Origin of the sequence: Lishizhenia sp., assembly GCF_033720595.1 — a bacterium.
Classification (GTDB): Bacteria; Bacteroidota; Bacteroidia; order Flavobacteriales_D; family Crocinitomicaceae; genus Lishizhenia.
The window spans coordinates 1-12767 of record NZ_JAWWCF010000073.1; the positions used below are offsets into that span (position 1 = coordinate 1).

Annotated in this window: 14 protein-coding genes and 1 pseudogene; 7 read left to right on the forward strand and 8 right to left on the reverse strand. The window is 37.8% G+C overall.

Annotation, left to right across the window (positions count from 1 at the left end; genetic code table 11):
• Positions 1 to 393 (reverse strand): 16S rRNA (cytosine(1402)-N(4))-methyltransferase (gene mraW, locus R3333_RS06910; protein WP_318958058.1); only part of this gene is annotated, 393 nt, incomplete at its 3' end.
• Positions 380 to 841 carry a division/cell wall cluster transcriptional repressor MraZ gene (gene mraZ, locus R3333_RS06915; RefSeq protein WP_318958059.1) on the reverse strand — a complete coding sequence of 154 codons (462 nt, stop codon included), beginning with the start codon at positions 839 to 841 and terminating at the stop codon, positions 380 to 382. The genes mraW and mraZ, both read right to left, overlap by 14 nt.
• 267 nt (positions 842 to 1108) lie before the next feature.
• Between mraZ and yihA the strand changes: the two genes are divergently transcribed.
• Positions 1109 to 1720, forward strand: coding sequence for a ribosome biogenesis GTP-binding protein YihA/YsxC (yihA, locus tag R3333_RS06920; protein ID WP_318958060.1), 612 nt, complete (start codon positions 1109 to 1111; stop codon positions 1718 to 1720).
• 263 nt (positions 1721 to 1983) lie between these two features.
• Here the strand turns inward: yihA and R3333_RS06925 are convergent, their stop codons facing one another.
• The gene (locus tag R3333_RS06925; RefSeq protein WP_318958061.1) at positions 1984 to 2994 is read right to left on the reverse strand and encodes an NAD-dependent epimerase/dehydratase family protein; all 1011 of its coding nucleotides are present in this window, start codon (positions 2992 to 2994) and stop codon (positions 1984 to 1986) included.
• A 140-nt stretch (positions 2995 to 3134) separates the two neighbouring features.
• On the opposite strand from R3333_RS06925, the gene R3333_RS06930 reads away from it, so the two are divergent.
• Entirely contained in the window at positions 3135 to 3386 is a 252-nt protein-coding gene (locus R3333_RS06930; protein WP_318958062.1) for a hypothetical protein, read from the forward strand.
• On the opposite strand, the gene R3333_RS06935 is transcribed toward R3333_RS06930, so the two are convergent.
• Entirely contained in the window at positions 3383 to 3739 is a 357-nt protein-coding gene (locus tag R3333_RS06935) for an MGMT family protein (protein ID WP_318958063.1), read from the reverse strand. The genes R3333_RS06930 and R3333_RS06935 overlap by 4 nt on opposite strands.
• On the reverse strand, positions 3717 to 4415 hold the full coding sequence (gene trmB / locus R3333_RS06940) for a tRNA (guanosine(46)-N7)-methyltransferase TrmB (protein ID WP_318958064.1): 699 nt from the start codon (positions 4413 to 4415) through the stop codon (positions 3717 to 3719). Before trmB ends, R3333_RS06935 begins: the two co-directional genes overlap by 23 nt.
• A gap of 323 nt (positions 4416 to 4738) precedes the next feature.
• On the opposite strand from trmB, the gene R3333_RS06945 reads away from it, so the two are divergent.
• Positions 4739 to 5440 (forward strand): glycosyltransferase, encoded by a 702-nt coding sequence (locus R3333_RS06945; RefSeq protein ID WP_318958065.1) that lies wholly within the window; start codon positions 4739 to 4741, stop codon positions 5438 to 5440.
• Here R3333_RS06945 and R3333_RS06950 read toward each other — a convergent pair.
• Together R3333_RS06950 and R3333_RS06955 are read right to left on the reverse strand one after the other, a co-directional pair.
• Positions 5428 to 6477, reverse strand: a complete 1050-nt coding sequence (locus R3333_RS06950) for a sensor histidine kinase (protein WP_318958066.1) — start codon at positions 6475 to 6477, stop codon at positions 5428 to 5430. The two genes, R3333_RS06945 and R3333_RS06950, sit on opposite strands and share 13 nt — an antisense overlap.
• 68 nt (positions 6478 to 6545) lie before the next feature.
• Positions 6546 to 7226, reverse strand: a complete 681-nt coding sequence (locus tag R3333_RS06955; RefSeq protein ID WP_318958067.1) for a response regulator transcription factor — start codon at positions 7224 to 7226, stop codon at positions 6546 to 6548.
• Positions 7227 to 7608: 382 nt separating this feature from the next.
• Here R3333_RS06955 and R3333_RS06960 point away from each other — a divergent pair, with 382 nt between their 5' ends.
• From R3333_RS06960 to R3333_RS06975, 4 genes are all read left to right on the forward strand, one after another.
• A complete protein-coding gene (locus R3333_RS06960) occupies positions 7609 to 8586 on the forward strand; it encodes an acyl transferase (RefSeq protein ID WP_318958068.1) in 978 nt (325 codons plus the stop codon).
• Between the two features lie 28 nt (positions 8587 to 8614).
• Positions 8615 to 9148, forward strand: coding sequence for a hypothetical protein (locus tag R3333_RS06965; RefSeq protein ID WP_318958069.1), 534 nt, complete (start codon positions 8615 to 8617; stop codon positions 9146 to 9148).
• Positions 9149 to 9327: 179 nt separating this feature from the next.
• Entirely contained in the window at positions 9328 to 11379 is a 2052-nt protein-coding gene (gene ppk1 / locus R3333_RS06970) for a polyphosphate kinase 1 (protein ID WP_318958070.1), read from the forward strand.
• Positions 11380 to 11463: 84 nt separating this feature from the next.
• The gene (locus R3333_RS06975; RefSeq protein ID WP_318958071.1) at positions 11464 to 12363 is read left to right on the forward strand and encodes an ethanolamine ammonia-lyase reactivating factor EutA; all 900 of its coding nucleotides are present in this window, start codon (positions 11464 to 11466) and stop codon (positions 12361 to 12363) included.
• 170 nt (positions 12364 to 12533) lie between these two features.
• On the opposite strand, the pseudogene R3333_RS06980 reads toward R3333_RS06975, so the two are convergent.
• Positions 12534 to 12767, reverse strand: a pseudogene (locus R3333_RS06980) (tyrosine--tRNA ligase); the annotation flags it as partial.

A 12767-nucleotide genomic window follows, 5' to 3' on the forward strand; every position in this document is an offset into this window, starting at 1 on the left:
GCTAGATTGGTTCATACGCATATCTAAAGGATAATCTCCTCTGATGCTAAAGCCTCTGCTTCCTTCATCGAATTGGTGAGAAGAAACACCTAGGTCGGCCAAAATACCGTCTACTTGTTTGATGCCTAAAAGGCGTAAGTGATTTTTGATGAAGGCAAAGTTGCTGGCTACGAAATCAAAGTTTTTCGCGTCCCAAGCATTTTTCTTTGCGTCTGGATCTTGGTCGAAAGAAATTAAACGACCTGTAGTTAATTTTTCGAAGATAGCTCTTGAATGCCCTCCGCCACCGAAAGTAACGTCAATATATGTTCCTTCAGGGTTGATGTTTAACCCGTCCAAACATTCTTGTAACATTACAGGATTGTGGTATGTATAGTCTTTATTCTGTGTCATCTCCAAATTCACCCATTACTTCATTTGCCAAATCAGCAAAATCTGCCATGTTGTCTTCAATCATATTGAAGTACTTAGCTTTGTCCCAAATCTCCACTCTATCGTTGTAAGCGATTAACACCAACTCCTTTTTCAATCCAACCTTTTCCATTTGCGCCACAGGAATTAAAATCCTCCCTGCTTTGTCTAAGTTGATTTGTTTGGCTCCTTGGTGAAAGAGTCTGTAAAACATTCTGTTTTGTGGTTTGAACAAGTTTAGCTTGCTCAGTTTGGCGCTTAATTTTTCCCATTCGTTCATTGGGAAAAGAGTTAAGCACTCCTCAAAACCTTTGTTTAACATGAAATTTTCTTGGGCAGCAGGAGAAAGTTGCTTCCTCAAATCTGATGGAAACATGAAACGACCTTTGGCGTCCATTTTTACTTCATATTCTCCTACTAATCCTGCCATGACAGTTTATAATGGGTAAAAATACTGGAAAAAATACCACATTTTACCACTTTTCTACCATTGTTGATAACTTGATACGGTAGGAGACAAAATAAAGTTTCATTTATTTTTCAAAAACTACTGTTTTTCTTGGGTTTTGACGTGAAATTTATCTGGTGGTAGAAAGTGGTAGTAAAATGTCAATGTTGAAAAATATTGCGTGGGAAATGGGAAGAAGAGTTGCTATGGCAAGGCCGAAAATTTTAATACTTTTGCAGAAAAAATAATATGATAATCAAAGAGGCAAAGTTTGTGATCAGTAATACAGAGTTGGATAAGTGCCCAACTCCGGATAAGGCTGAGTATGCGTTTATTGGAAGGTCGAATGTGGGGAAGTCATCTTTGATTAACATGTTAACCAACAATGGTAAATTGGCCAAAACTTCTGGGCGACCAGGGAAGACGCAATTGATCAATCACTTCTTGATAAATGATGAGTGGTACTTGGTGGATTTACCAGGATACGGTTTTGCCAAGGCTTCGAAAGAGAGTAGGTTTAAATGGACGCAATTCATACAAGATTATTTAATGAACAGAGAAAATTTGTTGAATACATTTGTGTTGTTGGACGCACGTTTACCACCGCAGAAGATAGATTTAGAATTTATGAACTGGTGTGGACATAACGAGATTCCTTTCTCAATGGTATTTACCAAAATTGATAAGTTGTCGAGTACTGCTTTGCAGAAAAACTTGGCAGTTTACAAAAAGGAAATGAAAAAGATCTGGGAAGAGTTACCACCTGTATTTACAAGTAGTTCTACTTCTAAATTTGGTAGAGAAAAGATTTTGAACTACATCGATCAGATTAACGTATTGTACGCAGAGAGTAAGAAATAGATTGCAGTACTCCCAACAGGGACAGTATTGGCATAAAGTGATAAAGGGCTTTAAAGGCACTTGGTTAAAGCTTAGCGACTAGAGAAGCTAAATTTAACGTAGTGCGTTTTTAGCTCTTTTTTTGCTTTATATAAAGGAAGGCCCGGCTGTTGGCCTATTGAGGAGGAGGGTTTAATAATTCAAGGATTCAACAATTCAAGGATTTAACAATTCAAAGATTCAAGAATTTAACGGTGTGTTTTATCTTCTTAATCATCAGAGGTTTAAAGTTTTCCCTTTACGGCATTTTCTAGCATTTCATCGAGGGAATAGAATTGATAGCCGATTGCATTTTTGATTTTTTCGTTGCTGAATACTGCAGTTGCATACGTATTGGCAATAGAGTCTTTAGTGAGCACAGGTTGCGAAAAAGTAAGCAAACTTAAAAGTTTAGCTGCTCTCCATGCTAAGTTGGCTGCAAAGCGGGGGAGGGCGATGTTGGGAGCTTTGGTACCCAAATGTTTGGCTGCGGTTTCCATCATGTTTTGAAAGCTCGTGTTGGCACCGACACATAAGAAGCGTTCCGCCGAAATATCACTTTCCATTAATTGAACCATGATGTTGGCTACGTCTCGAGCATCTACAAAAGCGTTGCTTCCAGGAGGATAGAACTTCATACCCTTCTGAAGGGTTTTTAAGATGGTTAAAGAGCTTTCGTTCCAGTCACCGGGTCCGTAAACTACACTCGGGTTAACAATTACAGCATTTAATCCTTCTTCTATACCACGCCATACTTCTTTTTCAGAAAGATGCTTGGTCATGGAATAACCACTTACGGGAATGTCAGGATTCCACTTTGAGCTTTCGTTAATAGGGGTAGTACTTTCCTTAACGGGTTTACCTACGGCTGCAGTTGAACTAACATGGCAAAGTTTTTTTACACCGTGTTTCAACGCCATATTAACCACATTTGCCGTTCCACCTCTATTGATTTCTACCATTTTTCTGAAATCCTTTTTTTGGTAGGATACTTTTGCTGCACAGTGGTATATATAATCAACGCCTATGATTTGTTCTTCAAGTTCAGGTAAGTCGAGAACATCGCATTTTACCCAGGTTATTTTATCGAATAAAGTATTGCCTTCTTCGGGGTTGTAGTAGTTGAATAAGGCTTTGACCTTGTCCATTTTAGCTGCATCTCTATAAAGCGCACGCAAAGGTGAGTTAGACGAAAGAGTTAATTTGTAGAGGAGATGGCTCCCTATTAAACCGCTGGCACCTGTGACTAAAATCATGCGGTAAATGTAAGTATTTCTGTTAAAGGTTGTATTTAGTAAAGATTAGTTTATTGGTTAGAATTAGGTATTCATCAATAAGAAAATGTAGTTGAAAGAGTTTCTTTTTTTTGTTAAGAAAAAGGTCTTAAATTTAAAATATGCAAACTAAACTATTAATCATAGGTCTCCTATTGGGAGCATCTTATTCTTGTCAATCTGAATATGACCGTCAGATGGAAAAGGCGAAAGCTCACATGAAGTCTGTAGAGCTTATGGCAAAACAGCAGCAACAAGTTGTAGAAATGAAAGCTTTGATGCGTGAAGTAGATAGAGATATTGCTATTTGCGCTGAGATGTCAGGCAATAAAACGCTGTTTTTAGAAGAGCTGAATTATACGGCAAGCAATTAAAGCGTAAGTTCTGTTGTTGGGTCCCAATACAGATTTTTAAAATCTACCACGGTGTCATCTTTCACCACTATACCTTCTGCTCGCAATTTTTCTTCCATAGCAGTAGGTGATTCAAAATGCATTTTACCTGTAAGCATTCCGTTTCTGTTCACTACCCTGTGTGCGGGGATATGTGGCATGCCATGGGCATTGTTCATTGCCCAACCTACCATTCTGCTAGAGCGTGCAGCACCTAAATATTTAGCAATAGCACCGTAGCTCGTTACTCGTCCATAAGGAACAAGTTCTACCACTTGATAAACGCGATCAAAGAAATCGGCGTTTTTCTCGCTAAGCTTTATCGTTTTGCTCATTATCAATTAGGAATTTACAGTATTTGATCTGGTGACCTCTTTCTGTAAATAATTGTTCGTAGTGAGTTTTGATATGCATTATATCGTGTACTTCCTCAGGCAATTTATCTACATCACCGTATAAGTCCCAAGTGAAGAACAATTGTTTGTATCCATGTTCCTTAATTTCTTCTTCGGTAGATTCAAATAGAACATCACTATCAGTTTTCAAGTGTACGATTCCACCTGGCTTTAAGATTTGTCTGTATCTATCAATAAAGAACTTAGAAGTGAGTCTTTTGTTCGGCTTGTTTGGTTGTGGATCACTAAAAGTTAACCAAATCTCGTCTACTTCGTTTTCGGCAAAGAAAGAAGTAATGAAATCTATTTTTGTACGCAAAAAAGCGACGTTATTTAAACCTTCGGCTATACATTCTTTGGCTCCTACCCACATACGGGCTCCTTTAATGTCTAAACCAATGAAGTTTTTATTGGCGTATTTACGTGCTAAACCTACGGAGTATTCTCCCTTACCACATCCCAATTCTAACACGATAGGGTTGTCGTTTTTGAAGTACTGCTCTCTCCACTTTCCTTTTAATTCAAATGCGTTTTCTTTGACCTCGTGCATAGAAGGTTCAAAAACATTTGACATTTCCTTCATTTCATTAAAGCGACGTAACTTGTTCTTTGCCATTTTTTCCTATTTTGGAGCTGCAAAAATAGAAATCTTCCAAGGATTTGAACGAAAGTATTTCAACTATCACACATCAAACAGTATTATTTAGTCCTTTGAATTGGGGGTTGGGTCATGTTTCGCGCAGTGTTCCTTTGTTGGAACAGTTGATAAAACAAGGGAATGAGGTTATTGTCTGCTGCAATTTGGATCAGGAAGATTTTTACCGCGCTTATTTTCCTGAGCTGTGGTATGTTAGTCATAAAGGCTATCCTTTTAAGTTCAAGGGCAACGGAACTTTTCTTAGGGATGTAATGAAAAACTACTTTTAATTAAGGCATCGTTTGGATGTAGAATTGGAAGAGGTGAAAGCATTGGTGAAGGTTTTTACGCCTGATGTAATCATCAGCGATCAGCGCTTCGGGTTCCGTCATCGAAAAGTAAAAAGTATTATTATTTCACATCAACTGCATTTAAATTTACCCAAGTACGCTTTTTTCGGACAATGGTTGAACCGTAAAATGCTGAGAAAGTTTGATGAGGTTTGGGTACCCGATAGTGAGTTGGATTTAAGTGGTGAATTATCACAGTCTAAAATCGCACATAAGCGCATAGGGATATTGAGTCGTTTTCGCCAAGCTGTAGAAGCACAGGAACCCAAGTATAAATATTTGGTGATCGTGAGTGGGCCTATGCCTTACGCAAAAGATTTTCTGTTAGAGATGAGTGAACGCCTCTCAAATTGTGAAGGGAAACATGCTTTAATTGCAGGTCTAGATGCTTTTGATTACGAGGCTACCAAAGATAATGTGGAGGTGTATTATCAACCCAATCAGGAATGGATGGAACGTCTGTTTGGAGAGTCAGAGATTATAATTTCTAGAAGCGGTTATTCTACCTTGATGGATTTGATACGATTAAAAAGAAATGCCATTTTAATTCCCACCAAGGGTCAAAACGAACAAGAGTATTTGGCCAAACACAACGCCAAGCGTAAACAATTTACTTTTGTTACTGAAGAAGAGTTTAAGAATTATCCTCTTTGATTTTTAGCTCTTGCCAAGGTAAAAGAGAAGGTTGATCCCAATCCTTTTGTAGAGCGAACATTGATGGATTGATTGTGAGATTCTATGATGTGTTTTACGATGGATAGTCCTAAACCAGATCCTCCTTCGTTTCTGTTTCTACTTTGTTCCACGCGGTAGAAACGTTCGAAAATACGCGGAAGTTTTTCTTCCTCGATTCCAGGACCATCGTCGGCAACCTCACACATAATTGCATCTTCTAACGGGAAGAAGCGCAAAATTGTTTTACCATTTTCATTTCCATAAAAGATGGAGTTGCTGATTAGGTTGGTAAGCACTTGTGCAATTTTGTTTCGATCTGCATACACATAAATAGGATCGTATTTCTTGTTGAAAGCAACACGTATATTTTTCTCTTGGGCAGGAATTTCTAACGATTCCGTAACTTCCTCTGCCAAATCTACGATATCGAAATTCTTGAAGTTGAATTCTACACGATCTACCTCCATTTTGGTGATAGAGTCTAAATCGTCGAGAATACCCGCGATTCTATCTGTAGCTTTAGAAGCGCGTTCTAAGAATTTGCGATTGACATTCTCATCTTCTAAACCTCCCTCTAATAAAGTAAGGATATATCCCTGTATGCTGAAAATTGGCGTTTTTAATTCGTGGGCTAAGTTTCCTAAAAACTCTTTTCTAAAAGCGGCTTGTTCTTTCAGTTTGCTAATTTCTTGGTTGCGTTCTTGTGCCCACTCGTTGGTATCTTTTGCAGCTTGGTCCAAGATGTCGCCATAAATCGTAATGTTAGGATCGTCGTGATGGAGTTTCCCTTTGCGAATTGTTCTGTACAAGATTTTGATTTTATTCGAAATGAATTTGGTTATCAAAACTTGGAAAATGAAAAAGCATAGTAAACCTAATCCAAATGCAATGACTATCATTAGCTCCAGTTCCAATTGGGCCTTTGGAGCTAAGAAAAAGTACATGGCCAAGAAGCTCAATACTCCTACGAGTATGCTTCCGATAAAAATTAGTTGATAGGGTTTAATGCTTTTCATGGAGGGCAAAAATAGTTTGCTGAAGTATTTTTTGTTGCGCTATTCTAAAGACTTAACAATAAGATAAACTAGGCGATGAATTTGTAACCTACACCTTTAACGGTTTGTATGTAATCAGAGCCAATTTTCTCGCGTAGTTTACGTACATGCACATCTATGGTTCTATCACCAACTACAATTTCATTCCCCCAAACGGTATCCAAAATAATTTCTCTCCCGAATACTTTTTGTGGTTTTGAGGCCAATAAAGAAAGAAGTTCGAATTCCTTTTTAGGTAGATGTAATTTTTTTCCTTTTAGAATAACTAAGTATTGCTCTCTATCGATAATAAGGTCTTCGTTGATTTCATTGTTCTCTTCTTCCGATGCTGTCATTCCTCCACGACGAAGCAAAGCGTTGATGCGCGAAACGAGTACTTTGGGCTTAACGGGTTTTGAAATGTAGTCGTCGCCACCTATGTCTAAACCGGCGATCTGACTGTAATCTTCATTTCTAGCGGTTAAAAAACAAATCACAACATCGTTATAGCTACTGTTTTTACGGATGATTTCACAAACTTCCATTCCGTCCATTTCAGGCATCATAACGTCTAGAAGAATCAAATCAGGTTTACTTTCTTTGAGCTTTTCTAATCCTAATTTTCCATTTTCGGCAGTACTTACTTCAAACCCTTCTTTTTCCAAATTGTATTGGATCAATTCTCTAATATCTTCTTCGTCATCTATAATAAGTACCTTCTTCATGTTCATCCTTTTTTGCTAATTTAATACAAATCTAATAATAAGTTAAGCCCCATTATTGGATTCTAAAAATGAAGACAAATATTCAGCGACTGAAAATGGATATCGTAAAATGGGGAGATTGGATGATTATATGCAAGCATATCAGATTATCCGCGCTGAATCCATAGAAATCCGCAGAAGCAATCTTTGAAGGCTAACTTTTACCCGGGTAAATAAAAGTGCTTTTTTTCCTTTTACATCCACAAAACTTGTATATCTTTGTAGCAGTAGTAGTAGGTTAGGTTGATTAGTGTAACGAGAGCTTTGGACGCCCGTCCGAGAGCTCTCGTTTTTTTTATGCCTACTTTTTTAAGACTCTATTATCTTTGTTTTAAATCTAAGTAGCATCATGGAAGACATCGCTGAACGCATATTTTCAATTCAGAATGAAATAGAATTCGAGGCAATTGCCTTGGAAGTGTTTCAGCATCAATATGCGCATAATAAGATTTACAGAAAGTTCTGCGATTTACTGGGCAGAACCACACCAACTTCAGTAGAAGAAATTCCATTTTTACCCATTTCCTTTTTTAAAACAGACAAAGTAGTTTGTGATTATGTGCAAACGCAAAAGGTCTTTAAAAGTTCAGGGACAACGGGTATGACAAGAAGTGAACATCATGTGCACGATTTAAAACTATATGAGCAATCTTTTCTCAAAGCTTACAATGCATTCTTAGGTGATGTTCAGGGTCATGTGGTAATTGCATTGCTTCCGAGTTATCTTGAACAAGGTGAGTCCTCTTTATTGTATATGGTAGATCACTTAATTAAAGCGAGTAAGAATGCTTCTTCTGGATACTTCTTGGACGATATAAGAAGTCTAGAAGCACATATACAATCGATTCGAAAGGAACAAGTTGATAAAAAGGTAGTCTTGTTTGGAGTAAGTTATGCCTTGTTAGATTTTGCAGATTTGAAGCCTGATTTGGAAGGTTGTGCAGTGATAGAAACAGGAGGCATGAAAGGTCGACGCAAGGAAATGCTAAAGGAAGAGTTGCATGAAGTGTTAAGCAAAGCATTTAATATTCCGGTCATATCTTCTGAGTATGGAATGACCGAACTCTTATCTCAGACTTACAGTGTTGAAGAGCAGCTTTTTAAATCTCCACCTTGGATGGATGTAAGAATTAGATCGGTGAACGATGCATTGTCGTATAATAAAAATGGAAAAACAGGTGGTGTAAATGTGATAGATTTAGCTAATTTGCACAGTTGTAGTTTTATCGCTACACAAGATTTGGGAAAGCGCGTTGAAGGTGGTTTTAAAATTTTGGGTAGGTTTGAAAATAGCGATATTAGAGGATGTAACCTTTTGGTGCAATAATTGATTAAGGAATAAAAAACAAGATAGAATGAAAAGAATATTAGGAGTAATGATGTTGGTGCTGGTCTTAAGTTCTTGTGCGACCAGAGAAGCGTATACTAACGCAATTAGAGATGAATGGAATTTAACAGATGCCTCGAAAATGAAAGGCGTTCAGTTTTATACTTCAGATTATATAGAGCTGGTTCGTCAAAAAAGTGAAGGTGTTAAAACGACAGAATCTGATGGATCTTTGGTGAAGAGTGAAAATACTACATCAGATCGTATCATTATTCCTGCACGTACCAAGTGTATTTTTGATAGTTACGGAGAAAACGGAGAGATAATTATTCGATTTGAACCGGGAGCAGGAAGAGTATTGAGGTTTGCTATGAAAGAAAATACAACCCTTGATAAGTATTACTTTGTTGCGGTATGGAAGAACGGAAAAGGTTTGGTAGAATACGGAAATGAAGAATATGAAGCGACAGCGGCAAGTGCACGTGCTTACTTGGTGGTTAAGTTACAGAAATGGAAAAAAGAAAAGAGAAAAGATAGAGTAGTGCGCGGTATGAAAGTGTAAGTAAAACTACTCAAAATAGTATTAGAAGGGTCCCCAAATGATTTGGGGACTTTTTTTATGGAATTTTTAAGAGTTTTATTAGTGTATTGTTATCAAAAAGTAACTTTTAAATTAACTTTAGAAAAAGTAAGGAAAGTAGAAGGATAAGTTTTCAATCTTTGCTACTTTACAGGTAGACTATGAGTTTAATCAATAGAGAATTAAGTTGGTTATCGTTTAACCAACGCGTGTTGCAGGAGAGTTTAGATAAATCTGTTCCCTTGGTGGAACGCATTCGTTTTTTGGGTATTTACTCCAATAATATGGATGAGTTTTTTAGGGTGCGCGTAGCTACGATTCACAGAATGATTGCTTTACGTAACCGAAAAGTGGAAGGTTTTGATGGTTCTCCGTCTGCATTGTTAGATGAAATTCAAACTACTGTAAAAAGACAGCGACGTGTTTTTGAGTTGTCTTATGCGCGTATTCTTAAAGAATTGGGTGAACAAGGTTTTGTTCAAGTCAATGAGAATACTGTGAGTGATGAAAACAAGGAATTCTTAAATGAGTACTACCGTAATGAACTCAAAAGAGATATCGTTCCCATTATTTTAGGAACCAAAAAGAAATTTCCTCGACTCAAGGATGATGGTATTTACTTGGCGGTAAAGTTTTGTCAGCACGAAAAGGAGAAGAAGCATTATGCTTTGATTCAAATCCCTTCTTCGCACCCAAGGTTTATTACCTTGCCAACAACCAATGGAAAGCAAAATGTTATCCTTTTGGATGATGTAATTCGACTACACTTAAGTAACATCTTTTCCATCTTTAAATTCGATGAAATTCATGCGTATACGTTCAAGTTTACGCGAGATGCAGAGATAACTTTGGATGATGATATTTCTATTTCCATGATGGAAAAAATGGAGGAGAGTATCAAACAACGTAAGAAAGGTTCGCCCATACGTTTTGTCTATGATCAAAACATGCCGGCGGATTTATTAAAATTCTTACTAAAATCTCTAGGGATAGAAAAGTACGACCATCAAGATTCTGGAAGTAGGTACCATAACTTTAAAGATTTCATGAAATTCCCGGATTTCGGTATCAAGGAATTTACATACGAACCTTTGCCTCCATTAGAACATCCAGTTTTGAGAGATTCTCGATCAGTGATAAAAACTGTATTGAAACAAGATATACTCTTGCACTATCCTTACCAAAAGTTCGACTATTTGGTAGATCTTTTACGAGAGAGTGCCATTGACCCGAAAGTGTTGAGCATTAAAATCAATATCTATAGGGTAGCGCCAAAATCGCAAGTCATTAACGCCTTGCGTGTAGCCATACAGAATGGAAAAAGCATTACCGTTGTGGTAGAGCTACAAGCGCGTTTTGACGAAGAAAACAACATGTACTGGGCCAATAATTTGAGAGAACATGGTGCGCGAATTATTTATGGTGTACCTGGATTAAAAGTACACTCGAAGTTGATACAAATTACCCGTATGGTCGGGCGTAAAAAACAATTGGTTGCGCACGTTGGTACTGGAAACTTCCACGGAGGTACAGCCAAAGTTTATGGCGATTACGGTTTGCTTACGGCCAATCCATTGATCACAAATGAGGTGGAGAAAGTGTTTAATTTGTTAGAGAATAATATTGAACGCGGTTTGTACCGTAAGCTCTTTGTATCGCCTTTTAATACGCGCCGAAAATTCATTAACCTGATCAATAGAGAGGTGAAGAATGCCAAGCGTGGTTTGCCTGCTTATATCAATATTAAATTGAATAACCTGGTAGATAAAAAGTTGATACAAAAACTCTATGATGCGAGTCAAGCTGGAGTAAAAGTACGACTCATTATTCGCGGGATTTGTTGTTTGGTACCGGGTGTAAAAGGGAAGAGTGAAAACATTGAGGCGATAAGTATTGTAGACCGTTACTTAGAGCACGTTCGTTATTTCTCATTCTGTAACAATGGAAACCCAGAGCATTATTTGTCTTCTGCAGATTGGATGGTGAGGAATTTGGATAAACGTATAGAGGTTACAGCTCCTATTTTGGACAAAGGGATACAACAAGAAGTGGCTGACATTTTTGAAATACAATGGAGCGATAACCAAAAGGCTAGAATTTTGGACAGGGCGCAGGCTAATAAATATAGAACCGTAGAGGGGGAGGCACACCGTTCTCAAACTGAAATCTATGCCTACTACCAAAAGAAATTAGAAAGAGATGCAGCTGTATAAATGCAACTTTTGTAGGTGAAATTTCAAGTCTAATTGTGCGGTATTGACAAAAAAATATCTTAGTTTAATACCCAAAAGCAACACTTGATTTACGGAGCCATAGACATAGGAACAAACGCAGCCCGACTTCTCATTGGTCAGGTCACTAAAAACAACGGTCATTCTTACGTTAAGAAGATCAGTTATACTCGTATTCCCTTGCGTTTGGGGTTAGAAGTATTCGAAGATGGTATCATCTCCCTGAAAAAGGAAAAGGAGTTTGTAAAAACCATGCAAGCCTTTAAGCTTATTGCAGAAGTTTTCGATGTAGCTGGACTAAGGTGTTGTGCTACTTCTGCTATGCGTGAAGCTAAAAATGGTAAAGAAATCAAGGAGCATATCGAAAAAGAGGTAGGGGTGAAAATTGAAATTATCGGTGGAAAAGAAGAGGCTGATATTATTTTCTCTACTTTCTTTTTATTGAACATAGACAAAGATTCCCCTTTTATTGTAATTGATGTAGGAGGTGGTTCAACAGAAATTTCTGTATTCGAAGATGGTCAAAAAGTAGCAGGTAAATCTTTCCGTGTGGGTACTATTCGTATGATGAAGCACAAGGAAAGCAAGCAGATATGGAAATCCATGAAAAAGTGGATAGCAGACCACGTAGATGGATCTGTCCAGCACAAAGTGTTTGCTACTGGTGGTAACATCAACAAGGTGCACAAGCTGTTGGGGAAACAACACATGGAACCCATCAAATACCGTGAGTTGGATGAGCTTCACGATAAACTCGCAGCTTTGGATGTAGATCAACGTGCCGAGAAATATCAATTAAAGCCCGATAGAGCCGATGTAATCGTTCCAGCGTGTGAAATCTACCTTTACGCCATGACCTGTTTGAAATCCACAGAAATGTTCGTCCCCAAGATTGGACTATCAGATGGAATTATCCATCAATTGCACGCCAATGCGGAGAAGAATAAGGCGAAGAAAGGGAGTTAGTTTAATTCTAGGATTCATCTCACGACAGTTCGGCTCCGTTCACCATGACGCTCCACTCGTGAACCTCTTCTAAGGATTTGTAAAACTCAGAAATAAAAAAAAGGATGAACAATTCAATGCTCATCCCTTTCAATATATCTAACGGTCTAACCGTCTAAAAATCTAAATGTCTACTCCACAATTAACAAGTAGTTGTTCTTTTTTCCTTTTCCAAGTAACACGTACTTATCGTTGATCAATTGCTCTTCAGTAATCATGAAATCATCTTTTACTTTCGCTTTGTTTACAGCGATAGCATTTCCTTTCAACTCTCTACGTGCTTCACCGTTTGATTTCAAGAAGTTCGTTTCGCTACCTAAAGCATTAACGATGCTCAATCCTTCTTTTATCATATCACGAGATAC